The sequence below is a fragment of the Pseudomonas sp. M2 genome, assembly GCF_015751845.1.
GTDB classification, from domain to species: Bacteria; Pseudomonadota; Gammaproteobacteria; order Pseudomonadales; family Pseudomonadaceae; genus Aquipseudomonas; species Aquipseudomonas putida_E.
Genome location: NZ_JADOUD010000001.1, coordinates 104,918 through 128,929 on the forward strand (window position 1 = coordinate 104,918; position 24,012 = coordinate 128,929).

General features: G+C 64.2%; 22 protein-coding genes and 1 pseudogene. 16 read left to right on the forward strand and 7 right to left on the reverse strand.

Annotated features, from left to right (window positions below):
• Positions 1–48 precede the first annotated feature (48 nt).
• Positions 49–291 (reverse strand): hypothetical protein, encoded by a 243-nt coding sequence (locus tag IWW33_RS00630; RefSeq protein ID WP_115275108.1) that lies wholly within the window; start codon positions 289–291, stop codon positions 49–51.
• A gap of 481 nt (positions 292–772) precedes the next feature.
• Between IWW33_RS00630 and gspE the strand changes: the two genes are divergently transcribed.
• The 13 genes from gspE to IWW33_RS00695 all read left to right on the forward strand — a co-directional run bounded on the left by gspE (position 773) and on the right by IWW33_RS00695 (position 14,440).
• Entirely contained in the window at positions 773–2,464 is a 1,692-nt protein-coding gene (gene gspE, locus IWW33_RS00635; protein WP_039604478.1) for a type II secretion system ATPase GspE, read from the forward strand.
• Between the two features lies 1 nt (position 2,465).
• On the forward strand, positions 2,466–3,665 hold the full coding sequence (locus IWW33_RS00640; protein WP_174141442.1) for a type II secretion system F family protein: 1,200 nt from the start codon (positions 2,466–2,468) through the stop codon (positions 3,663–3,665).
• A 10-nt stretch (positions 3,666–3,675) separates the two neighbouring features.
• On the forward strand, positions 3,676–4,098 hold the full coding sequence (gene gspG, locus IWW33_RS00645) for a type II secretion system major pseudopilin GspG (protein WP_046785525.1): 423 nt from the start codon (positions 3,676–3,678) through the stop codon (positions 4,096–4,098).
• Positions 4,099–4,100: 2 nt separating this feature from the next.
• Positions 4,101–4,541, forward strand: a complete 441-nt coding sequence (locus IWW33_RS00650) for a GspH/FimT family pseudopilin (protein ID WP_046785526.1) — start codon at positions 4,101–4,103, stop codon at positions 4,539–4,541.
• Positions 4,538–4,900, forward strand: a complete 363-nt coding sequence (locus IWW33_RS00655) for a type II secretion system protein (RefSeq protein ID WP_174141441.1) — start codon at positions 4,538–4,540, stop codon at positions 4,898–4,900. The genes IWW33_RS00650 and IWW33_RS00655 overlap by 4 nt, the downstream gene beginning before the upstream one ends.
• Positions 4,897–5,502 (forward strand): prepilin-type N-terminal cleavage/methylation domain-containing protein, encoded by a 606-nt coding sequence (locus IWW33_RS00660; protein ID WP_174141440.1) that lies wholly within the window; start codon positions 4,897–4,899, stop codon positions 5,500–5,502. The genes IWW33_RS00655 and IWW33_RS00660 overlap by 4 nt, the downstream gene beginning before the upstream one ends.
• Positions 5,499–6,212, forward strand: a complete 714-nt coding sequence (locus IWW33_RS00665) for a type II secretion system protein GspK (RefSeq protein ID WP_115275111.1) — start codon at positions 5,499–5,501, stop codon at positions 6,210–6,212. The genes IWW33_RS00660 and IWW33_RS00665 overlap by 4 nt, the downstream gene beginning before the upstream one ends.
• The gene (locus IWW33_RS00670; RefSeq protein ID WP_174141439.1) at positions 6,200–7,249 is read left to right on the forward strand and encodes a type II secretion system protein GspL; all 1,050 of its coding nucleotides are present in this window, start codon (positions 6,200–6,202) and stop codon (positions 7,247–7,249) included. Before IWW33_RS00665 ends, IWW33_RS00670 begins: the two co-directional genes overlap by 13 nt.
• On the forward strand, positions 7,233–7,844 hold the full coding sequence (gene gspM, locus IWW33_RS00675; protein ID WP_115275113.1) for a type II secretion system protein GspM: 612 nt from the start codon (positions 7,233–7,235) through the stop codon (positions 7,842–7,844). The genes IWW33_RS00670 and gspM overlap by 17 nt, the downstream gene beginning before the upstream one ends.
• Positions 7,841–8,350, forward strand: coding sequence for a type II secretion system protein N (locus IWW33_RS00680; protein WP_174141438.1), 510 nt, complete (start codon positions 7,841–7,843; stop codon positions 8,348–8,350). Before gspM ends, IWW33_RS00680 begins: the two co-directional genes overlap by 4 nt.
• Complete coding sequence (gene gspD, locus IWW33_RS00685; protein WP_174141437.1) at positions 8,347–10,584, forward strand: type II secretion system secretin GspD; 2,238 nt, start codon at positions 8,347–8,349, stop codon at positions 10,582–10,584. The genes IWW33_RS00680 and gspD overlap by 4 nt, the downstream gene beginning before the upstream one ends.
• 399 nt (positions 10,585–10,983) lie before the next feature.
• Positions 10,984–13,116, forward strand: coding sequence for an HAD family hydrolase (locus IWW33_RS00690; protein WP_174141436.1), 2,133 nt, complete (start codon positions 10,984–10,986; stop codon positions 13,114–13,116).
• Positions 13,117–13,315: 199 nt separating this feature from the next.
• The gene (locus IWW33_RS00695) at positions 13,316–14,440 is read left to right on the forward strand and encodes a mechanosensitive ion channel family protein (protein ID WP_046785533.1); all 1,125 of its coding nucleotides are present in this window, start codon (positions 13,316–13,318) and stop codon (positions 14,438–14,440) included.
• A gap of 24 nt (positions 14,441–14,464) precedes the next feature.
• Here IWW33_RS00695 and IWW33_RS00700 read toward each other — a convergent pair whose 3' ends face one another.
• A complete protein-coding gene (locus tag IWW33_RS00700; protein ID WP_119688785.1) occupies positions 14,465–14,845 on the reverse strand; it encodes a termination factor Rho in 381 nt (126 codons plus the stop codon).
• Between the two features lie 215 nt (positions 14,846–15,060).
• Between IWW33_RS00700 and IWW33_RS00705 the strand changes: the two genes are divergently transcribed.
• From IWW33_RS00705 to IWW33_RS00715, 3 genes are read left to right on the forward strand one after another with little or no spacing between them, the layout of a single operon-like run.
• Positions 15,061–16,536, forward strand: a complete 1,476-nt coding sequence (locus IWW33_RS00705) for an MFS transporter (RefSeq protein WP_174141435.1) — start codon at positions 15,061–15,063, stop codon at positions 16,534–16,536.
• Between the two features lie 16 nt (positions 16,537–16,552).
• The gene (locus IWW33_RS00710) at positions 16,553–18,406 is read left to right on the forward strand and encodes an ABC transporter ATP-binding protein (protein WP_046785535.1); all 1,854 of its coding nucleotides are present in this window, start codon (positions 16,553–16,555) and stop codon (positions 18,404–18,406) included.
• Between the two features lie 3 nt (positions 18,407–18,409).
• Positions 18,410–20,170, forward strand: coding sequence for a S8/S53 family peptidase (locus IWW33_RS00715; RefSeq protein WP_174141434.1), 1,761 nt, complete (start codon positions 18,410–18,412; stop codon positions 20,168–20,170).
• A 34-nt stretch (positions 20,171–20,204) separates the two neighbouring features.
• On the opposite strand, the pseudogene IWW33_RS26575 reads toward IWW33_RS00715, so the two are convergent.
• From IWW33_RS26575 to IWW33_RS00740, 5 genes and pseudogenes are all read right to left on the reverse strand, one after another.
• Positions 20,205–20,345 (reverse strand): annotated as a pseudogene (locus IWW33_RS26575) (DUF6021 family protein); the annotation flags it as partial.
• 297 nt (positions 20,346–20,642) lie between these two features.
• Positions 20,643–21,425 carry a cyclase family protein gene (locus IWW33_RS00725; RefSeq protein ID WP_115275122.1) on the reverse strand — a complete coding sequence of 261 codons (783 nt, stop codon included), beginning with the start codon at positions 21,423–21,425 and terminating at the stop codon, positions 20,643–20,645.
• Complete coding sequence (locus IWW33_RS00730; protein ID WP_174141433.1) at positions 21,422–22,405, reverse strand: NAD-dependent epimerase/dehydratase family protein; 984 nt, start codon at positions 22,403–22,405, stop codon at positions 21,422–21,424. The genes IWW33_RS00725 and IWW33_RS00730 overlap by 4 nt, the downstream gene beginning before the upstream one ends.
• The gene (locus IWW33_RS00735; RefSeq protein ID WP_046785540.1) at positions 22,396–23,388 is read right to left on the reverse strand and encodes a fumarylacetoacetate hydrolase family protein; all 993 of its coding nucleotides are present in this window, start codon (positions 23,386–23,388) and stop codon (positions 22,396–22,398) included. The genes IWW33_RS00730 and IWW33_RS00735 overlap by 10 nt, the downstream gene beginning before the upstream one ends.
• On the reverse strand, positions 23,385–23,957 hold the full coding sequence (locus IWW33_RS00740; protein WP_046785541.1) for a cupin domain-containing protein: 573 nt from the start codon (positions 23,955–23,957) through the stop codon (positions 23,385–23,387). Before IWW33_RS00740 ends, IWW33_RS00735 begins: the two co-directional genes overlap by 4 nt.
• Between the last annotated feature and the right edge of the window lie 55 nt (positions 23,958–24,012).

Consider the following 24,012-nt stretch of genomic DNA (forward strand, 5'->3'; position numbering starts at 1 on the left):
ACGGGTTGAATCCTCAAGAACAGAATGGGAGCAGGCAAACCTGCGGCCTTACGGCTGGCTGACCAGCGCCGGCGCATCAGCGGTGTCTACCGGCGCGTCGACAAAGGCATTGGCATCAGTGGCGCCCTTTGCAACATCGCTGACACCGGACAGTTGCTCGCGCTGGCTGTCCAGTTGTTCACGGGCTTCATAAGCCGCTGTACCAGAAGTGGCGCCGTTTGTATCTGCGAAGGCATTTGGCACAGTGGCCAGCAGTGCCGAACAGGCGAACGGCAGCAGTAGTCTATTCATCGAATAGTTCTCAAAAAAGAATGCAGGGATTAGCGGGCCGCAAACAGCGCCCGGCCGGCGCGTAAGTCTGGGCAGTTAAGTGAAAAGTTCAAGCGCTCATGAAGTGCACAGTGGGCAACGCATCAAAAAACCAAAAAAACCACGCAAAATAACATCGAAATATAAAGAATAGAATTACATTAAACACATGCTAAGAGCACAAATGTATCCGTAGATTCCAATATTTATTGTTATCGTGGTTTTTTCATTCTTTTTTTGAGCATTTATGGCAAGAATCAACCTTCCATTAAACCTAGTTGCAATTAGGTTTAGCGGGGTGATATGCTTCCGAGACCGTTGAAAACAGCCAGCTAATTCATACTGAACAAACCAAAAATATAGGCTGTTGCAACGGTTAAAATTCCAAAGTATTCTCCGGGCCACCTCAGGCCTGACAAGTAGTAAAGTGCCGCTATATAGCCAGCACTTGCACTAAGCCATCATGATGAAATCAACTATCCCCTCTGCTGACGATATATGTGAGTGGCTGCTCAATGCTGGCGCATTGCAACCGGCTGATATGAATCGTGCTGCACGCCTGGGCGTGGCGCAGGCAATGGGCGAACATGAAAAACTGCGCACCTTGCTGCGCCTGGGCGCTGTAAGAGAGCAGCAAATGGCCGCGGCCTACGCCGAGTTGCTGGGCGTGCCCAGGCTTGACGGGCAGCGTGTCGACACCCCGCCTGTGGCCACTGAACGCTTTGCCCGCCACTACGGCGTGGTCACCCTCAGCGAAAGCAGCAGCCACTTGCAGGTCGCCGCCGCCGTGCCGCTTTCGGCCTACGCGCTGAACGCACTCGGTTACCAGGCGGCAAAACAGGTAGAGCTGGTGGTAGGGACCAGCGACGAGATCACCGCCCTGATCGAACAGGCCTACGGTGAAGGCCGCTCGGCCATGGGCGCGCTGATCCAGACCCTGGACGACGACAGCATCGACGAAGGCGACATCGAACAGCTCAAGGACATGGCCTCCGAGGCGCCAGTGATCCGCCTGGTCAACCTGATGCTGCAACACGCCGTCGACCGTCGCGCTTCGGATATCCACGTAGAACCGTTCGAAACCCAGCTGAAAGTGCGCTACCGGGTCGACGGCGTGCTGGTCGAAGGCGAAGCACCACCGGCCGGTTACGCCGCGGCGGTCATCTCGCGGCTGAAAATCATGGCCCGGCTGGATATCGCCGAGCGCCGCCTGCCGCAGGATGGGCGGATCATGCTGCGCATTCAGGGCCGCGAACTGGACTTGCGGGTCTCGACCGTGCCGACCAGTTTTGGCGAGTCGGTGGTGATGCGCCTGCTGGACCGGCAAACCGTGAGTTTCGACTTCGCCAGCCTGGGCATCCGTGGCCCCACCCTGCACAGCATCGAGCATCTGCTGGCGCGCCCCCATGGCATCTTCCTGGTCACAGGGCCCACCGGCTCGGGCAAGACCACCACCCTTTACACCGCGTTGTCGGGCCTGAACACCGCCGAACGCAAGATCATCACCGTGGAAGACCCGGTCGAATACCAGCTCACCGGCATCAACCAGATCCAGGTCAAGCCTGCCATCGGCCTGGGGTTTGCCACGGCATTGCGCTCGATCGTGCGCCAGGACCCGGACGTGATCATGATCGGTGAAATGCGCGACCTGGAAACCTGCCGCATCGCCATCCAGTCATCGCTGACCGGGCACCTGGTACTGTCGACCCTGCACACCAACAGCGCCGCCGCCAGCATCACCCGCCTGCTGGACATGGGCGTCGAAGGCTACCTGCTCGCCTCCACCCTGCAGGGCATCCTTGCCCAGCGCCTGGTGCGCCGCCTCGACCCGGCCACCCGTATCGCCTTCCAGGCACCGGCCGAACTGGTCGAACGCCACCAACTGGCCCGCTATACGCAACAGCGTCCGATCATGCTGTACCGCCCAGACGAGCAGGCGCCGGGCGGCGGTTACCATGGGCGCAGCGCGATCACCGAACTGCTGGTCATGGACGAAGACCTGCGCGGCATGCTCATGCGCCAGACCGATGCCGCCACACTGGAGGCCCACGCCCGTCGCAACGGGCTGGTGACCCTCTATGAGGACGGCCTGCGCCAGGCCCTGGCCGGCGTCACCTCGCTTGAAGAAGTGCTGCGCGTCACGGGTGGTGATTGAGGTGCCGACCTTTTCCTATACCGCGCTCGACAGCGAAGGCCGCAAGCAGCAAGGCGAACTGGACGCCAGTGACCGTGACCACGCCGCTCGCCAGTTGCAACGGCGCGGCCTGCTCATCCTGCAGCTCAGGCAGGGCAGCCGCCTGCTGCGTTCGGGCAAGGCGCGCAGCGTGTTCCAGCCGGTGGAACTGATCACCATCACCCAGCAGCTCACTACCCTGCTCAGCGCCGGGCAACCGCTGGACCGGGCGCTGGGCACCGTGCTGAAGAACGTGCGCAGGCCCGCCGCCAAGGCTGTGCTGGAGCGGGTGCGCGAGCAGGTCAAAGCCGGCTTGCCGCTGTCCCAGGCGCTTGAAGAACACCCCGGCAGTTTCTCACCGTTCTACACCAGCCTGGTGCGGGCCGGCGAGGCCGGCGGTGTACTCGAAGTGACCCTGGCCCAGCTTGCCGGCTACCTGGAACAAAGCCACAAACTGCGTGGCGAAGTGATCAACGCGCTGATCTACCCGGCTTTCCTGGTGATCGGTGTGGTCGGCTCGCTGGCGCTGCTGCTGGCCTATGTGGTGCCGCAATTCGTACCGATCTTCCAGGACCTGGGCGTGCCCATCCCGCTGGTGACCCGCGCCGTGCTGGCCATGGGCGAGTTCGTCAATGCCTGGGGGCTGGCCTGCCTGCTGACGCTGCTCGGCGCCAGCTGGCTTGGCCTGGCCGCGCGGCGTGACCCGCGCAGGCGCATCGCCCAGGACCTGCGCCTGTGGCGCAACCGCCTGTTCGGCCCGCTGCTGCAGCGCCTGGAAACCGCACGCCTGGCGCGCACCTTGGGCACCTTGTTGAGCAACAGCGTCACCCTGCTCGGTTCACTGGCGATCGGCCGCGAAGTCAGTGCCAACCATGCCCTGCGCGAGCATGTGGAGCGCACCACCGACCAGGTCAGGCAAGGCAGCAGCCTGAGCCTTGCGCTATCGGCAGAGGCCCTGCTGCCGGAGCTTGCCTTGCAGATGATCGAAGTCGGTGAGCAGTCGGGCACCCTCGGCGCGATGCTGCTCAAAGTCGCTGATGTCTATGACCTTGAAGCCAAACGCACCATCGACCGCCTGCTCGCGGCGCTGGTGCCCACCCTGACCATCGTCATGGCGGTGATGGTGGCGGCAATCATGCTCGCCATCATGCTGCCGCTGATGAGCCTTACCAGCAATATCTAGGAAACCGCCCATGCCCTCCAAGCAACGCTTCAACGCCCGCCAAGCGGGCTTCACCCTGCTCGAAATGCTTGCCGTGATCGTGCTGCTGGGCATTGTCGCGACCATCGTGGTGCGCCAGGTCGGCGGTAACGTCGACAAGGGCAAGTACGGTGCCGGCAAGGCGCAGTTGGCCAGCCTGAGCATGAAGGTCGAAAGCTATGCCCTGGATGTCGGGGCGCCGCCGGCAACCCTTGAACAACTGCTAAAAAAGCCGGCCAACGCCAGCCGCTGGGCCGGGCCGTATGCCAAGCCCTCGGACCTGGTCGACCCCTTTGGCCATGGTTTCGCTTACCACTTCCCCGGTAGCCACGCCAGCTTCGACCTGATCTTCCTCGGCCAGGATGGCGCGGTCGGTGGCGAAGGCTACAAGGCCGACGTGGGCAACTGGGAATAACCATGGCAGCCCGCCCGCCCCGCGAACGCGGTTTTACCCTGTTCGAACTGCTGATCGTCATCGTCCTGGTCGGCGTTGCCACGTCGATCCTGGCCGTTGGCATTGGCCGGGGCATGCTGGTGGCCCATGAGCGCAGTGCATTGGCAAACATGGTGTCGGCGCTGCGTAGCGCGCGCGTGCAGGCCATTGCCAGCGGGCAACCGGTGCGCGCGAGCTTCGACCTGCAGCGCAGGCAGGTGCAGGCACCCGGGCGCACGCCCCAGGGCTGGCCCGAAGACTTCACCGTGCGCCTGCAGACGGCCCGCGGCCTGGGGGCGGGCTTTGAGTTCTACCCCGATGGCGCGGCCAGCGGCGGCAACATCCTGATCAGCCGCGGCCAAGCGCGTTGGCGCATCGACGTCAGCTGGCTCACCGGCAGTGTGCAAGTGCGGGAGTTGCCATGAACCGTCAGCGCGGTTTCACCCTGCTGGAGATGCTGGCAGCAATTGCCCTGCTGGTGGTGGCCTCGAGCATCCTGCTGGGCGCATTCGCCCAGAGCAGCCGCTCACTGGCGCAGGTAGAGCGCAGTGACCGCCACAATGCGGCGGCGCGTTCGCTGCTGGACGACTTCGACTTGGGCCCGCTTGCCGTAGGCCAGCAACGGGGTAGCTGGCAGGGCATCGACTGGGTGCTGGACGTCACCCTGGAACAGGCAGTGCCCACACGCCTCGAACTGTACCGGCTGGACCTGACCCTGATCGACAGCGGGCACACCTGGCGCTACAGCACCCTGCGCGCACGCGCGCCAGGCAGTGGAACATGAAGCGCCAGGCAGGCTTTACCCTGCTGGAGATCCTGGTGGTCATCAGCCTGCTGGGGTTGCTGCTGGGCCTGGTCGGTAGCGCCCTGGTGGCGGCCCACCGCTCAGTGGCAAAGGCCGAGCGCTACAGCGCCCGGCTCGATGAACTGCGTGCAACCCAGCGGTTCCTGCGCCAGGCACTGGGCCAGGTGTTGCCATTGACCGCAGCGACCGGCCAGGGCGCCCACACCGCAACATTCGATGGGCAAAACGACACGGTAGTGTTTTTCGCCCCGCTGCCAAGCTCTGTAGGCGGGGGGATCTACCGCCAGCGTCTGCAACTGCGTCAAGGGCGCCTGGAGATCCGGTTGGCCAGGCTGCAAGGTCAACGCCTGCAGGCCTGGGGCGAACCCCAGCGCTTGCTGGAGGGGGTCAAAGGGCTGCACCTGAATTACCGCGGCTACTCCCCGCTGGGCAAAGCCACCGGCTGGATGCCCCAGTGGCCGTGGCCAGAGCGCCTGCCCCAGGCAGTGCGCGTGGCGGTGCAACTGCAAGGCACTCAGGCCTGGCCACTGCTGCAGGTCAACCTGCTGCTTGACCTGTCCGGCGACGGTGGCCGGCCATGAGCCGCCAGCGCGGCGCGGCCCTGTTGCTGGTGCTCTGGGTCGTCGGTTTGCTGAGCGTGCTGCTCGGCGGTTTGGCGGTATCGGTCCAACTGCAGCAGCGCCAGGCCCGCTGGCAAGGCAACCAGACCCAGGCCGGGCTCGCCGCCCAGGCAGGCTTCAACCTGGCCGTGGCCAACCTGCTGCGCGACGGCCAGGCGCGCTGGCTCGCCGATGGCCAAGTCCACGTGGCCCACTTTGCAGGCAGCACGCTGCACATCAGTGTGGTCAGCGAACGGGGCAAGCTGGACCTCAACGCAACACCTTCAACGAGCCTGGCAAAACTGCTGCGTGCCAGTGGCGCCACCGCCGAACGCTCGAAAATCATCACTCAGGCTTTAAGGACGAGGCGCAACCAGGTACCCCTGCGAATGCTCGAAGAATTTCGCGAACTGCCCGGCATGAGCTACGCCGTCTATGACCGTGCCCTGCCCTTCATCACCGTCTGGTCGGGCAATGCCCAGCCCGACCCCAGCCTGGCATCACCCACACTGGCCAGTGTGCTGGGCCTGCCCCACTATCACGGGCCCGCGCCGGATGGCGGGCCGATCCTCACCGTCACCAGCCAGGCCACCTTGCCCGGCGGCTTTCAGTCACGCCTGAAGGCAACCTTCGTGCTGCTGCCGGCCTACGCCGGTGGCAAGCCTTACCGGGTATTGAGGTGGCAGGATTGATCCGCCTGGCAAAACACTGTGCGGCACGCTGGGGCAGCCAACAGCAGCTTTACCAGGCACGCTGGCGGGCCAGCCGTGCCCGGCACTGGCTCAGCGCATGGCGGGCCGAGCTGCTGGGCATGCTCCCGCAGGCGATCGCCGCGCGCCTTGGCAACGGTAATACGCCGCAGGTGCTGCCATGGCCTTTGCCTGCCGATTGCGAGCACGGCCAGCCTGCCGTTCTGCTGCTGCCTGCCTCGCACGTGCTGACGCAGCACATCGAGTTGCCCGTCGCCGCCACGCGCAACCTGATGCAGGTGCTGGCCTACGAAATCGATCGCTACACGCCGTATACCGCCGACCAGGTCCATTTTGTCGCCCGCGTGGCGCAGCGCCGCGCACCACAGGCCCAGGTTGAACTGGTGGCCATCGCACGCAGTACCCTGGACACCCTGCTGGTTGCCTGTGGCGAACAGGGTGTGCACCTGGTCGGCATCGATGCACTGGACGCCCGCGGCGAACGCCTGATGATCGACTTGCTGCCGGCCGAAAGCGCTCGCACGCGGTCACGCCCAGGCCAGCTGGGCCGCTGGCTGTGGCTTGGCTGCGCAGCCTGTTGCGTAATGCTTGGCGCAGCCTGGCTGGAGCGCCGCCAGGGCGAGGTCCAGGCCATGCAGCGCGAAGTGGCGGCACAACGCGAGGCCGCCCAGCAGGTGCAGCACTTGCGCCAGGCCCTGGACACCACGCTGGGCGCCTCGACCTACCTGGCCAGCCTCAAGGCACAACGCCCCACCGTCACTGCGCTGCTGGCCGACCTCACCGCCTGCGTGGGCGACGACACCTGGATAGAGCAGCTGGAAGTGAGCGATGGCACGCAAGTGACGTTCACCGGCCAAAGCGAACGCACCAGTGCCTTGCTGGCGCAGGTAAAGACCTGCACCACGCTTGAGCACGCGCAGTTCAAAGGCATCATCCAGGCCGACAAAACCACGGGCCGCGAGCGCTTTTCCATCACCGCCCAGCTCAGCCAGGAGGTGCCGCATGCGCCCACTCACTAGCAGAGAACGCAAGCTCTGCGCCTTGGGCGTGCTCGCGCTGTTGCTTTGGCTGGCCTGGTACCTGGTGTTCGAATGCCTGCTGCTCGCCCCCCTGCGCAGCCTGGACGCGCAAGCCCAGACGTTGCGCGAGCAGCAACGGCGCTATGCCAGCCTAATGCTTCAGCAACCTGAACTGCAGGCCCAGTTGCAGCGCAGCCGCAACGACCCCGCCCAACGCAACAGCCTGCTGCCGGGCGAAGACCCCAACGCCGTAGCCGCCGACCTGATGCAGCGTGCCGTCGATCAGGTGAAGGCGCAGGCGCACGTCGGCCCCGGCTGCGATATCACCCAGCGCATGCCCATCGCCCCCGCCGAGCAGGGCCAGGCCGAGCCTTATCGCCCGGTCAAGGTCAGCCTGACGCTGGCCTGCGCCATCGAACCGCTGGCGGCCCTGCTGCATGCACTGGAGTACGGCCAGCCCAGCCTGTTCATCGACCAGCTGAGCATACGCCGCAGTGCTGCGGCGCCAGCCAAGGGGCCTGCCGGGCGCCTGGAAGTTCACCTGCTGATACGCGGTTACCTGCACGCGCAGCCAGCAGAAGGAAGCGACTCATGATGCGTGCCGCTCATCTGGTGCTGCTGGCTGCCAATGTCAGTGCCCTCGCCGTGGTCGCCTGGATGCTTGTCGCGCCAAACCCACCGCAGTGGCTGCCGGCGCAAAAGCCGTCAGCACCCCCCACCCACCAGCCACCCGCGCCACTGGCCGAGCTCGCCCAGCCAGTGCGTGCCGCCACCTGGGCGCACCCGATCTTCAGCGTTGACCGTCAGCCCGACCCACAGCAGCAAGGCCAGCACAGCCCTGCATTGGCCAACCTGACGCTGACCGGCGTGGTACTCGACGGGCAGTCGCGCTGGGCCTACCTGCGCGAAGGCCGCAAACCAGCCAGCAAGGTTGCGCTGGGCAGCACGCTGGCAAGCGGCTGGACCCTTTCCCGGCTGACGGCGCTGAGCGCAACCTTCACCCGTGCCGGGCAACAGCACACCCTGAGCATGCCACTGCTGCGCCTGCCGCCGCCGTCCAAGGCCTCCGCCATCACTCTTCCGCGTATTGAAACCCCATGACCATGCAAGCTCCTTCACGCCATCCATTCCCTACTCTGCGTGCGCCATTGCTCGGCCTGAGTGTCGCCATCACCCTGGCCGGTTGCGCCACCACGCAACGTGACCTGCACACCGACCCGGCGCTGCTGCAGCAAGCCTTCAACGGCGCCGACGCCCCAGCACCTGTGGTCACCAGCCTCGAGCCCGCTGCCGCGCCCGCTGCTACGGCCCCACGCACGCCGCCTGGCCGGCAGATCATCACCGGCAACCAGCGTTTCATCCGCAAGGCCTCGGCAACGCCCCCCGCCGCGAAGGATGAGCAAGGCGATATCGTGTTCAACTTCACCGACCAGCCCATCGAGGCGGTGATCAACAGCGTCATGGGCGACCTGCTGCATGAAAACTACAGCATCAGCCAAGGTGTCAAAGGCAGCGTCAGTTTCTCCACCTCAAAGCCGGTCACCAAGCAGCAGGCACTGTCCATCCTGGAAACGCTGCTGTCGTGGACCGACAATGCCATGATCCGCCAGGGCGAGCGCTATGTGATCCTGCCGGCCGACAAGGCCGTGGCCGGCAAACTGGTGCCACAGGTGCCGGTCGCCCAGCCTGCCACGGGCCTCGCCGCCCGGCTCTACCCGCTGCGCTACATCGGCGCCAGCGAAATGCAGAAGCTGCTCAAGCCTTTCGTACGTGAGAATGCCTTCCTGTTGGTCGACCCGGCCCGCAACGTGATCAGCCTGGCAGGCACTCCAGATGAACTCGCCAACTACCAGGACACCATCGACACCTTCGACGTCGACTGGCTCAAGGGCATGTCGATTGGCGTTTACGGCCTGCAACGCGCCTCGGTGGCCGAGCTCATGCCGCAGCTGCAGAAGCTGTTCGGGCCCGACAGCGGCATGCCACTGTCGGACATGGTCAGGTTCATGCCCAACGAACGCACCAACTCGATCGTCGCCATCTCTGCGCAACCGGAGTATCTGCAGGAAGTCGGTGACTGGATCCGCACCATCGATGAAGGCGGTGGCAACGAACCGCAGCTGTTCGTGTACGACGTGCGCAACATGAAAGCGGCGGACCTTGCCCGATATCTGCGCCAGATCTATGGCTCGGGGCAGATCAACGACGACAAGGCGGCCAGCGTCGCGCCAGGGCTCAAGACCACCAGCCTGACCTCGCTCAACGGCACCGGTAGCCAGTCGGCCCAAGGCCTCGGCGGCACGGGCATGAGCACCCAGGCCAGTATCCGCGAGGCACCCTCGGAGGATGACTATGAGGACACTGGGCAATCCGAGGCCAGCAGCGCAGAGCCGGCCGACGGCTCGGCCAAGAGCCTTGAGGAGTCGGTGCGCATCACCGCGCAGAAAAGCAGCAACCAGTTACTGGTACGCACGCGGCCTGCCCAGTGGAAAGAGATCGAATCGGCCATCAAGCGCCTGGACAGCCCGCCGCTGCAGGTGCAGATCGAAACACGCATCCTCGAAGTCAAGCTCACCGGCGATCTGGACCTGGGCGTGCAGTGGTACCTGGGCCGGCTGGCCGGCAATTCGTCCAGCACCACCGTCGCCAACGAAAGCGGCAGCCAGGGTGCGCTCGGTGCCGGTGGCGTCGCGCTGGGCAGCGCCTCGATGTTCTACTCCTTCGTCAGCAGCAACCTGCAGGTGGCCCTGCGCGCGCTGGAAACACGCGGCCTGACACAGGTGCTTTCGGCTCCATCGCTGGTGGTGCTGAACAACCAGCAGGCGCAGATCCAGGTCGGCGACAACATTCCGATCAGCCAGACCACCGTCAATACCAGCAACTCCGACACCACCCTGAGCAGCGTCGAATACGTGCAGACAGGTGTCATTCTCGATGTCGTGCCACGGATCAACCCCGGTGGACTGGTGTACATGGACATCCAGCAGCAAGTGAGCGACGCCGACGACAGCGCCGTCACCACCACCCAGCCCAACCCGCGCATTTCCAGCCGTGCGGTATCGACCCAAGTGGCAGTGCAAAGCGGCCAGACGGTACTGCTGGGGGGCCTGATCAAGCAGGACAACGGCCAATCCGATACCCGTGTGCCGGGCCTGTCGAGCATACCCGGGCTGGGCTGGCTGTTCGGCAGCACCTCCAAAAGCCGTGACCGTACCGAGTTGATCGTGCTGATCACGCCAAGGGTCGTGAACAACCCCGAACAGGCGCGCCAGGTCACCGCGGATTATCGCCAGCAGATGCAGGTGCTCAGGGAGCAAGCAGCGCTGAACAGGTAGAGAACGAACCGTGCATGGTTCCCTACTGGGCCCTTGCCGGTTGCATGTCACTGCGCATCCGTGCAAGGGTAAAAAAGGAATCCCAGTTACAAACAAAGGAAGCGAAGTACCCCATGCCAGGAATCACACGTATCCATCGCTATTTGCGCTCACTGTCTGCAAACCGATCTGCAGCCAGTGGGCGTGAAGTCAAACAAGGCGCCCGAGCTGCCTCGAAGCTCGCAGACATCCTCTGCACTCCCCGCTCTGTCCCCCCTTATTTCTACGTCGCGCCGGTGCGCGGCCCTGTCGATCGCATGCCCCCTACCTGACAGCTCAAGCAGCGGTTTTTTTCGCAATGCTCGCTTGTACCCGTCTGCAAGCCGAGATGAATCACGATTCACCAAGGGGCAATACCGAATGATCTTTTTTCAGGGCAAACGCATTTTCAGCGCCATCTTCGATATGGATGGCACCATGTTCGATACCGAGCGCCTGCGCTTCAAGACGTTGAAACAAGCGTCGCTGGAAATTGCCGGCAAAGCGCTGAGCGAACAAACATTGATCGGCTCGCTGGGCCTGAGCGCGAAAAAGGCCGAGGCCCTCGCCAAGGCCCACAACGGTGACGACTTCCCGTACGCCCGGATCCGCCAGCGCGCCGATGAGCTTGAGCTGGAGTACGTGCGCAATCACGGCGTACCGATCAAGGCCGGCTTGCTGGAAGTGCTGGAACGGCTACGCAAGTCTGGCCTGACCATGGCGGTCGCCACCTCCAGCCGCCGCGCCATCGCCGAGGAGTACCTGATCAATGCCAATGTGCTCAAGTATTTCGACATCACCGTGTGTGGCGACGAAGTCAGCCAAGGCAAACCCCATCCCGAAATCTTCCTGCGCGCCGCCACCGCACTCAATTGCGAGCCGAGCCAGTGCTTCATGGTCGAAGACTCGGAAAACGGCATGCTTTCGGCCATCCGCGCCGAAGGCCAGGCGATCCTGATCGAAGACATCAAGCCGCCGGCCGCTGAAGTCAAAGCGGGCGCGCTGAAAGCCTACCGCAGCATGAATGAATTCCTCGCCGACTTGAGCGAGTGCGTGCCTGACCTGGGCATGCCGCAGCTTGAAGAGCCCTTTCCAGCGTCACTGAACCAGTTCCGTGTCGGCATTCACGGGTTCGGCGCCATCGGCGGCGGTTACCTGACCCAGGTGTTTTCCCATTGGGACGGCTACACCCGGCCATGTGAAATCATCGCCGCCACCCGTTCGCGCATGCTGCGCGAGACCGTTTCTGCGTTTGGCCGTTACAGCGTGCGTTACGGCGCCACCTCGTTCGACCAGACCATCGAAAATGTGCGCATGATCGACATGGACGATGCCGAGGCGGTGATCGACATGTACAACGCGGCAGAAATCATCGGCCTGAGCCTGCCGGAGCAGGCCATCCGCAAACAGGCCAAGGTGATTGCCCAAGGCTTGCTGCGGCGCTTCGAGCGCCGGGGCCGTGACCTGACCATCCTGATCGTGCTGAACAAGATCGGTGGCGCCGCGTTCGTGCGCCTGCACGTGCAGGCGGAGCTGGAGTTGCTGTGCACGCCGGACATCACTCAACAGATCCTGCAAAAGACCCATTTCGCTGAAACGGTGGTCAGCCGCATCGTGTCCAAGCTCAGCAACGAGGCGTTGGTCCGCCAGTTGCGCATCAAGTCGCAAATGTTCCAGAACAGCCTCGACGACGAGCCTGCACCGGCCAGCAAACCATCCGCGCCGGTACCTGAATACGAGCGCCTGATCTGTCGATTCCGGCCTTTCGCGCAGTCCAGCAACGCGATGAGCCAGCTGCACCTGATCCTGTTCAACAGCGAGCCGGACATGCCGTTGTATGTGGAGCGCGGCAGTGACCTGCTGGAGCGTCTGCGCCAGGTGAAAACGGTCGCCGACATCGCCCAGATCCAGGTCATCAAGAACCGCTTGTGGAACGGCCCTCACGCCATCATTGCCTGGTATGCAAGCCTGCTGGGCTATGACTGGGTTGGCCAGGCCATGGGCGACGACCGGGTCAGTGAACTGGCCGAGCGCCTGATCGGCCAGGAAGTCGCGCCAGCACTGGTGGCTGAGAATGCCGACATGGCAGAGGCGGTGCGCGATTTTGCCAGCACCTTCCTGGAGCGCTGCAAAACGTCGTTCAAAGACCCTTGCGCCCGTGTGGGGCGCGACCCACTGCGCAAGCTTCAGCGCAACGAGCGCATCCTGAGCAGTATCGACCTTGCCCACAAGCACGGCATCGAAACCCCCGGCCTGGCTTTCGGGGCAGCACTTGGCATTCACTATGCGTTGCGCTGCAAAGACAGCAAAGACCTGGAAGCGCAGACCATCAAGCGGCTTTACCAGGAGAACGGCGAAGGCGTCGAGGCTGTGCTTACCCACAAGGGCGATTACAACGGCAAGCCTTACCCGGGGTTGGACCCGGTTCGCGACGCGGCGCTGATCGAGGCCATTGCAGGGAATTTCAGGCAGTTGCAGCAGGAGCAGGATTCGCTGATGTACGCGGCGCAGTGAGGCCTGGTTCGTCGTGATATGCAGACGCCCTTGAGAGCGAGCGCCGCCCGCGCGGCGCTCGCTCTCAAGGGCGTCGAAGCGCTCAAGGCATGCAAAGGCCGAGAAAAACCCAAAATCCGATCGACCTCTCACGCCCTGTCGGCGTCCGATGAACTGCACGTGCGAATTCACTCAAGGGCAACCAGGAGGCCAATCGCTCATGAACGATCGCATCATCGAATTTTTCACCGACACCACCGTGTTCGGTATTTCCATCCTCAACCTGCTGCTGGCACTGGCTGTCGCCGCCCTGACCTTCCTGGCCACCCGGGCGGCCATCAGTTTTTTGCTCAGGCGGGTGCAACGCTGGTCCGAGCATGACGGCGCACTGAGCCAGGTAATGGCCAAAGTGCTGTCCGGCACCAGCAACTTCCTGCTCTTCCTTGCCTCTGTTCTGGTAGGCCTGAGCATGCTCGACCTGCCCGAGCGCTGGCTGAGCCGGGTGGGCAGCCTCTGGTTCGTGGTGGCGGCGCTGCAGATCGGCTTGTGGGTCAACCGCGCCATCGGCCTGGGCCTTAACCGTTACTTCGCCCGGCACAGCACCGCGGGCCTGAATCAGGGCAGCGCCCTGGCCACCCTGGCGGGGTGGGGCGCACGGGTGCTGCTGTGGTCGGTGGTACTGCTGGCCATGCTGTCGAACCTGGGCGTGAACATCACCGCCTTCGTCGCAAGCCTGGGCGTGGGCGGCATTGCCGTTGCGCTTGCCGTGCAGAACATCCTCGGCGACCTGTTCGCCTCGCTGGCGATTGCCGTGGACAAGCCGTTCGAGGTGGGCGACTTCATCGTCATCGGCGCACTGGCCGGCACCGTCGAACAGGTCGGGCTGAAGACCACGCGCATCCGCAGCCTGGGCGGTGAGCAGATCGTCATGGCCAACGCCAGCATGATCAGCAGCACCATCCAGAACTACAAGCGCCTGCAGGAGCGGCGCATCGTCTTTGAGTTCGGCCTGTCTTACGACACCCCGACCGAGGCCGTGAAAAAAGCCCCGGCCATTGTCGAGGAAGCGATCAAGGCACAAGAGCAGGCGCGTTTCGACCGCGCCCACTTGCGCGGTTTCGGCAAGGAGGCGCTGGAGTTCGAATGCGTCTACATCGTCAAGGACCCAGGCTACAACCTCTACATGGACATCCAGCAGGCCATCAACTTCCGCCTGCTCGAACGGTTCTCCAGAATCGGCGCAAAATTCGCGGTACCGGTGCGGGCGATCAAGGTCACAGCGCTGCCGCAAGGGGCCGATGCCCTGGGCCAGGGCATCGAGGGGCGGGGCTTCAAGGAGGCCTGAGCGGCACTTGGGCTCTGGCCGCTTTCAACCGTGCCTGCGCAGGGCTTCGACCAATTGGGCCTTGGTCATGCTGGAGCGCCCCTTGATGTCCTTGCTGCGGGCCTCCTTCATCAGGCTTTCCTTGGTCTGGGTCTGCAGGGACGAGCCTGATGCGCGGGCATGGCCCTGACGGGTTTTGGCCGCACGCCTGGCGGAATCAGAACGCGCGGTGCTCTTTTCGCCGGGCGTGGTCTTCTTGCCTGAGCCCCCAGCTTTCTCGCCACCTCCGGACTGCTTGTTGACGGTAGCCCATGCGCGAGCCTCGGCCTCATCCTTGGAGACCCCCTTATGCTCATAGCTTTCTTCTATGTGCTCAGCCTTGCGCTTTTGCTTTTCGGTGTATTTGTCCTTGTCTCCACGTGGCATGACATTGACTCCTCTGTGGTTGGAATTCCGGGCTGCAGGCACAACCTTGAGACCCTGTGATTTTGAGGGCGTGGGGCCGTGAATGTTCACCGTGGCATGCCAAACTGGGCTGATGGCCTGCCCCGAGCGAAACGAATCAAACTTTTATCCGCCTATGGGCTCTTCTGAAAGACGCTGACCCAACAGCCCTGCCCCGTCAGCCAACAGGACGTGCCATGACGACCCACGCCTTGCAGCAACCAGCCGGCGCTTCTGCGCAGGAGCGCTTCTACAGCACCGACATTCCGGCCCGCCTCGACCGGCTGCCGTGGACGCGTTTTCACACCTTGCTGGTCATGGCGCTGGGCATCACCTGGCTGCTCGACGGCCTTGAGGTGACATTGGCCGGCTCGGTGTCGGGCGCCCTCAAGGCCAGCCCGACGCTGGCAATGACCAATATCCAGATCGGCCTGGCAGGCGCAGCCTACATCGCCGGAGCCGTACTGGGTGCATTGCTGTTCGGCTGGCTAACCGACCGCCTGGGGCGGCGCAAGCTGTTCTTCATCACGCTGGTGCTGTACATCGGCGCAACGGCTGCCACGGCGTTCGCCTGGGACCTGTGGAGCTTTCTGCTGTTTCGCTTGCTCACCGGGGCCGGCATCGGCGGGGAGTACACCGCCATCAATTCGACCATCCAGGAATTCACCCCGGCGCGCTACCGCGGCTGGGTCGACCTGACCATAAACGGTACGTTCTGGATCGGTGCAGCGTTGGGTGCAGTGGGCGCAGTGGTTTTGCTCGACCCAGCGGTGCTGGGCGGCGAACTGGGCTGGCGGCTGTGTTTCGGCATTGGCGCGGCACTCGGCTTGCTGATCCTGCTGATGCGCCTGTGGATACCGGAAAGCCCACGCTGGTTGATGATTCACAATCAGCCGGAAGAGGCCGAGCGCATCGTCGCCGCCATCGAGCGCCATTACCACCAGCGCGGCATCCCCATCCCCCCGCTGCAAAGCCCGGCCCTGCGCCTGCGCGCACGCGATCACACGCCACTGCGCGAGGTGTTCCAAAGCCTCTTCGTGGTGCACCGGCGGCGGGCACTGGTCGGGCTGACACTGCTGACCGCCCAGGCCTTTTTCTACAACGCGATCTTCTTCACCTATGCACTGGTGCTGACCGACTTCTACAACGTGCCGCCTGCCCAGGTAGGCTGGTACATCCTGCCGTTCGCCTTGGGCAATTTCTGCGGGCCGTTGCTGCTAGGCCGGCTGTTCGACGTGGTCGGGCGGCGCATCATGATCAGCTCGACCTACCTGCTTTCCGGGGTATTGCTGGCCATCAGCGGTTACCTGTTTCAGCAGCAACTGATCGATGTGACCGAGCAGACCATTGCCTGGATGGTGATTTTCTTTTTTGCCTCGGCAGCCGCCAGTTCGGCCTACCTCACAGTGGCAGAAACCTTCCCGCTGGAAATCCGCGCGCTGGCCATTGCCGTATTCTATGCATTCGGCACAGGGCTTGGCGGCCTGATCGGCCCGACCTTGTTCGGCGCGCTGATCGAGACCGGCGAGCGCCTGAATGTCCTGTACGGCTACCTGATCGGCGCGGCGTTGATGATCATCGCGGCACTGGCCCAGGCGCTGTGGGGCGTGGCGGCAGAACAACGGCCACTTGAACACGTGGCCAGGCCCCTGTCGCAAGTGAGCGATACCTGACCCATTCGGAGACTTTATGCTGCGCGCCTTTGAACGACGGCTCGACCCTTTCCCACCCGACGAGGCTCCACCACCCCCGGTTGGCCTGCTGCGCTTCCTGTGGGCCTGCACGCGAGGGGCTCGCGGCTATGTGCTCGCCCTTGCGCTGCTCAGCGCCGGGGTGTCGATCTATGAAGCCTGGCTGTTTTCCTTCCTGGGGCAGGTCGTCGACCTGCTTTCGGCCTGGCAGGCGGGCGGCGCAGCCGATGGGCAGGAAACCCGGGTGTTGTGGGGCATCGCCATCGTATTGCTGACCAGCATAGGCCTGGTGGCGCTGCGCACGATGGTGCAGCACCAGGTACTGGCAATCAACCTGCCGCTGCGGCTGCGATGGGACTTCCATCGGCTGATGCTGCGTCAGAGCCTGTCGTTCTTCTCTGACGAGTTCTCCGGCCGGGTCACCACCAAAGTGATGCAGACGGCCCTGGCGGTGCGCGAGGTGTTGTTCACCATCATCGAGATCGCACCGGGCATCGGCGTGTATTTCATCGCGATCATCGCCCTGGCCGGCGGCTTCGACCTCAAGCTGATGCTGCCTTTCATTGCCTGGGTCGCGTTGTTCGGGCTGGCCATGCTGTACTTCGTGCCGCGCCTGGGGCAAGTGGGGCAGGAGCAGGCCCACGCGCGTTCGTCGATGACCGGGCGAGTGTCGGACGCCTACACCAACATCACTACGGTGAAGCTGTTCTCGCACTCCAAGCGTGAAGCGCACTTTGCGCGGGCGGCCATGGAAGACTTCAAGCTCACCGGTTTTCGCCAGATGCGCCTGGTCAGCCAGTTCGAGATCGTCAACCAGGCGCTGGTGGTCGGCCTGATCGCTGGCGCTGGCGGCTATGCCCTGTGGCTCTGGCACCAGGGCGAAGTGGGCACGGGCGCCGTTGCGGCGATTACCGCCATGGCACTGCGGGTCAACGGCATGTCGCACTGGATCATGTGGCAGATGACTTCGCTGTTCGAGAACATCGGCACCGTGCAGGATGGCATGGAAACCCTCACGCGCGGCCCGAAGGTGCAGGATGCACCGAACGCCGGGGTGCTCAAGACCACTGGCGGTGCGGTGGACTTCGACAATGTCAGCTTCAACTACAACGGCGAACGTCAGGTGCTCGATGGCCTGACGCTGCACATTCGCCCAGGCGAAAAGGTCGGCCTGGTGGGCCGTTCCGGTGCGGGCAAGTCCACGCTGATCAACCTGCTGCTGCGTTTTTACGACGTCGACAGCGGCGAAATACGCATCGATGGGCAGAACATTGCCAAGGTCACCCAGGACAGCCTGCGCAGCGCCATCGGCATGGTCACCCAGGACACCTCCCTGCTGCACCGTTCCATCCGCGACAACATCGCCTACGGCCGCCCCGATGCGACCGAGCAACAGATACGCCGCGCCGCAGCCAACGCCCAGGCCGACGCATTCATCGAGCAGCTCAGCGACCGGCAAGGCCACAGCGGCTATGACACCTTGGTGGGTGAACGCGGCATCAAGCTTTCAGGCGGGCAGCGCCAACGCATCGCCATCGCCCGGGTCATGCTCAAGAACGCCCCGATCCTGCTGCTCGATGAAGCCACCAGCGCGCTGGATTCGGAAGTCGAGGTCGCCATCCAGGAAAGCCTCAATGAAATGATGGAGGGCAAGACGGTCATCGCCATCGCCCACCGGCTGTCGACGATCGCCGCCATGGACCGGCTTATCGTCATGGACGAGGGGCGCATCATAGAACAGGGAACCCACAGCGAACTGCTCGCCAGGAACGGCACCTATGCCAGGCTGTGGCAGCACCAGAGCGGTGGTTTCCTGGGTGAGGATCAGGGCGTGGCCGAGGCCATGGAGTAAGCCATGGGCCGTACACGCATTGCCCTTGCCCTGGCGCTGGCTGTCAGCACCGCTGCGCTCGCCGAGCAGCCGTTGCGCCTGCAACAGCTCAAACGCTGCGGCGACTTGATGGACAACCAGCAGCAAACCTGGTGCCTGCGCGTGCAAGGGCTTGGCCAGGCCACGCCGCAGCTGCTGCTCAGCGGCAAGGCAGTGGCCCCGGAGCGTGTCCAGCGCCAGGGGGATACCTTGCGCCTGCAACTGGACGGCACGGCCGTGCAAAGCGGCCCGCTGTGGTTGCAGGACGGCCCGCGTGCCAGCAATGCCGCCTGGCTTACCCTGCACAACAACCATGTGCTGGCCGCAGGGCCCAAGGAAGTGGCCAGGAACATGGATGGCCTGACCACCTATGTCGACCTGGTCAGCGTGCTGATAGAAGAGGACCACGACGGCCGCCAGGAAGCCGAACGTTTGGCGCGCAAATACGGGGCCAAGGTGGTGGGCAGCATCGCTCCTCTGAACCTGTATCAGTTGCGCCTGCCCGCCCAGGACCTGGTGCAGCGTGATGCACTGGTATTGCGCCTTGGCGGTGAAACCAGCGTGGACGCGGTGGTGGTGGAGGAATCGGCGGCCGAAGAGGCAGAACACGCCGCCCCCAAGGCACCGGGGGCCAGCAAGCCTGCGCAAGGCTCGGACGAATGGGCTGCCAACCGCTTCCTCGATGCGGTGCACTACTATCAGCGGCGCATCCCGGGCCGCCAGGTGCCGGTGCTGCCCACCCCGGTTCGGGTCGGGGTGATCGAACGCAATGTCGACTTCGATACCGCAGATTTCGCCGACTACCTGGGCGCCTGCGAGGGGCACCGCACCTGCGTGTATGCCCAGGATGCCAGCAAACCGGACAACCACGGCACAACCGTCGCCGGCATTCTCGCCGCCGGCTGGGATGACGGGGGCAACACCGGCTTCCTGCGGGGGCTGGACAAGGCGGCAGGTGGTTTCGAGGTGATTGTCGAACGCAACTCCGATGCCGGTATCACCGCCAACATCGCCGCATCGGTGAACCTGGTCGAGGACGGCGTGCGCGTACTCAACTGGAGCTGGGGTATTCACCGCGTCGGTGCGCGCAACGTGCAAGGCGATGAGGTGGATTCCCTGCTGCGCTCCGGGATTGCCATGGGCGGCTATGAAGAGCTGCTCGAGGAGTTCTTTCTCTGGCTGCGCAAGGCCCATCCGGATGTGGTCGTGGTCAACTCGGCCGGCAACGGCGCCTCGTTCTCGGGCACCGACGAGTATCGCCTGCCCTCCTCCTTCATCACCGAACAACTGCTCGTGGTGGGCGGCCATCAACGTAGCGGGCAGGCTTCTGTCCCTGTCGAGTCACCGAACTACGCCGTCAAGCGCAGCACCTCGAATGTAGACATGCGCGTCGACATCACCGCCGCAGCCTGCGCCCACGCCTCGACCCGCCAGGCAGGCCAGCCCGGCGCGGTGCATTGCGGCACGTCCTATGCCACCCCGATGGTCACAGGCCTTGTGGCCGCGATGCTGTCGATCAACCCGCAGTTGCAGCCCGAGCAGCTGCGCATGCTGCTGCGCCGTAGCGCCATGACCATTGGCGGCAATCACGACTTCGAGCGAGAGGACGCCGAAGACCTCACCGCACCGATCCTGCCCTCCGAGCGCAACTTTCAGTTGCATGACCGGGACGTGGGGCGTTCTGCGCGGCTGGACATGCAAAAAGCCCTGGAGCTTTCGGTACAAAGCCGTGAGCGGGTGCGCTGAGCATCACCCAGCACATCCGCGCTCACGGCCTCGATCATGTTGCCTTTTTCTCCACATCCCTGGGCGGCTTGGCCGGCCCTTGGGGATCGACCTGCGGGTCGTCCAGATCCGGTGAGTCCGGGTCAAAGCCCAGGTCATCCTCGGTGTCGGCGTGTTCGGACGAGTGCGGCCCCTTGCCTCGCGCGGTTTGTTGCGCGGTGGAATCATGCGCCGTACCGCTTGAGCCGTCTGGCCGACGGGCATCGTTGTCCCGTTCTACTTCACCTTGGCCTTTTGCCTGGCCTGCTTTTTCGGGCGCTAGCGTGGTTTGCGTCTTCATTGCCCCTCCTCAACCTTTGGCGTGATGCAGCGCTGGCTGCCCCACCGGGGCAACGGCTGCTGTAACAGAGGAAGCCTGGACGCCCGATAAAGTTCACCTCGCCATCGTTGTGCCGGGATGGGCGGCCAGCTCGGCGGCTGGCCGCCAGCCTTGCTAATCGAAGATGGCCACTGCCCGAACGAACCCGGCGGATGCCTGGCGGATCTTGTAGGGGAAGCAACTGACCATGAAGCCATAGGCCGGAAGCTGCTCCAGGTTGGCCAGTTTCTCCATCTGCCCATACCCGATGTCGCGGCCAGCCTTGTGGCCTTCCCAGATGATCGACGCATCGCCCGTGGCGCTGAAACGTTCACGGGTGTACTTGAACGGTGCATCCCAGCTCCAGGCATCGGTGCCGACCACCCTTACCCCCCGCTCCAACAGGTAAAGCGTCGCTTCGCGGCCCATGCCAACCCCGGCTTCGAGGTAGCCGGGCTGGCCAAACAGGCTGCCTGCGCGGGTATTGACCAGCACGATGTCCAGCGGCTGCAGTTGATGGCCGATGCGAGCCAGTTCGGCCTCCACCTGCGCCGCCGTCACCACGTGGCCGTCCGGCAAGTGGCGAAAATCCAGCTTCACACCCGGCTGCAGGCACCACTCCAAAGGCAGCTCATCGATGCCGAACGCCCGCTCGCCGCCATTGGTGGTGGACGCATAATGCCAGGGCGCATCCATGTGCGTACCGCTGTGGGTGGTGATCTGCAGCCGTTCAGCTGCCCACGACTCATCGCCCGGCAGGTCTTCCTTGCGCAGGCCAGGGAACATCGCGGCCATTTCCGGCCAGCCCTGCTGGTGGTCCATGTAGTCGATCTTTGGCAGCAAAGGCGGTGGGTCAGTGTAAGGGTTGTTGTCCAGGGTTACAGAAAGGTCCAGCAAGCGACGCTTGTTCACGTTCATGCACACATTCCTTTACGGGTTGCCGCAATGCTGCGGCGCGGTGGCAGATCAAGGGCGTTGCGCAGCAGGCCAAGCACTGAGCCGTCATGGCAGAAGCCCAGCTTGCGGGCCTGGGTTGTGCGCAAGGGTGGATAACGACCGAACAGCGCTTCGAGCTGTGGCTCGGGAGCGAAGCTGATGCATGCATGGTTCTCGTCGCCAAGGCAGGCCTGCAGCCCGGCAAGCACCTGGGCGATCGACAAGTGCAGCACGGGCAACTGCCAGATCCGCCCGTAGCCCGGGTCTTGCAGTTCGGCGGCATGCAGCAGGTTGTCCACGCAACAGCGCGCCGACATCCACCAGGCGCTTGCTTGAGCCGAGACCGGGCAGGTATAGGGTTCGCCGGCCGCATAGGCGTGCAACAAGTCGCTCATGAACGCCGAGCGCAGCCCGTTCGGCTCGCGCGGGCGGGCGACGATGCCGGGCAGGCGCAGCGCGCGGCCGTCCACCTCGCCGCGCCGCGCCAGGTCCTGCAATGCGATTTCCACCATGCGTTTGTGGGCCGCATAGGACAGTTGCGGCGAGGCCGGCTGGTCTTCATCCATGCGCTGGGGCAGATCGCCGCCATACACCGCAACGCTGCTGGCGTACACCAGCACTGGCGGTTGCCGGGCATTGCGCAACTGGTCGAGCAGCTCCAGGCTGCCCTGCAGATTCACCTGGTAACCCAGCTCGTACTGCGCCTCTGCGGCGCCCCCGGGCAGACTGGCCAGGTGGAACACCACATCCACACCATCGGCCAGCGCCCGGCGCAACAAGGCAGGGTCGGTCACACTGCCGTAATGGCGCCGTAGCCGCGCATCGTCGGGCAACCCGTCCAGTTGCTGGTCCAGCACCAGCAATGCCTGGATGCGCTGCCCGCGCAGCGTCCCCGCCTCCAGCAGGCGCCCTACCAGCTGGCGACCGACGAAGCCATTGGCCCCGCTGACCATCACGCGCATTGCCAACCTCCCGGCACCACACGCTGCTCGATGGCGCCGAACAGCACCTCGCCTGAGGTATCCCGTGCCTCCATCCGCACGCGGTCGCCGAAGCGCATGAAGGCCGTGCGCGGTGCACCGTGGGCGATGGTTTCAATGGCACGGCGCTCAGCGATGCACGCCGACCCTACGGAACGGTCCGCGTTGGACACGGTACCCGAGCCGATCAAGGTGCCGGCGCTAAGGCGCCGGGTCAGCGCCGCGTGAGCGATCAGTTGGTGGAACCCGAAATGCATGGCTCCGCCATGGGGGTGGCCGAACCACTCGCCGTTCCACTCCACGTTCAGCGGCAGGTGCACACGACCGTCGCGCCAGGCGTCGCCGAGTTCGTCGGGGGTAACCGCCACCGGAGCAAAGCTGCTGGCGGGCTTGGCCTGGACAAAGCCGAAGCCGGTCTTCATTTCCCTGGGCGCCAGTGCACGCAAGCTGACGTCGTTGAGTTGCAGCACCAGACGCACATGCTGCAAGGCCCGGTCCGGCGGGCAGCCCATGGGCACGTCATCGACAAGCACCGCGAACTCGCCCTCGAAATCGATGCCGTGGGCCTCGCTGGGCAAGGGAATGTCGGCCCGCGGCCCAAGAAAGTCGTCGCCGGCCCCCTGATAGATCAACGGTATGTGCTCGACGCCATCGATGGGGTCCAGGTTGAAGGCCTTCTGCATCAGCTCGCCGTGGCTGAGGAAGGATGAAGCGTCCAGCCACTGCCTGGCCTGGGGCAGCGGCGCGGCGAGCAGTGCCAGGTCAAGGTCGAACGCACCCGGGGCCTGCCCGGCGTTGAGCTGCTCATACAATTGCTGCAGGTCGCCCTCGACCTGCGCCCAGTCGTCCAGGGCAGCCTGCAGCGTAGCGGCGATGCTGCTGGCCTCCACCGCCCGCTCCAGGTTGCGGGCAACCACCAGCAGGCGGCCAGCGCGGCTACCGTCATTGAGTGTGGCGAGCTTCATGGCAGCACCTCCTTGAGCTGCTCGGCGTAACGACCGTCAAGCAGGATGAACACCATGCGCGCCATCTGCGCGGTGCGGTTGCTCCAGGCATGATTGGTGCCGCGCTGCACGACGATGTCACCCCGCTTGAGGTGTACCTCGTCGCCGTCCAGCACCAGCCACACCTCACCTTCAGTGACGATCCCGTAATCCAGGGTTTCTGTGCGGTGCATCAGTTTGTGCTTTGAATCAGCGTTGCCCGTGCCGGCATGCGCTTCGCCGATTTCGGCGAAGGCGGCCGCCGCCTGCTCAGCGCTGACCTGGTTCTGCAGGCTGTCCGGCGGGATATCCACCACGCGGATCACACTGCCCAACGGGCCGGGGCTCAATTGCAGGGGCCGGGCGGTCGGGTCGTCGCCGTTATCCAGCAGCGCCGGGCTGCCGGCACTGTTCCACACTTCGTAGAACACCGTGCCAGGCACCGCCTTGAGCGCAAAGTCATGCGCCGTAGGGCCACAACTGGCCACCACCGCCTGCCCTTGGGAGTCGTGGCCGGTGACGACGCGTTTGAAGGTTGCAAGTGACTGCATGCTGTCTCCTGTCAATTACCGTGGCCGGTGCCAGGGGCGGCACCTGGGCCTGTGT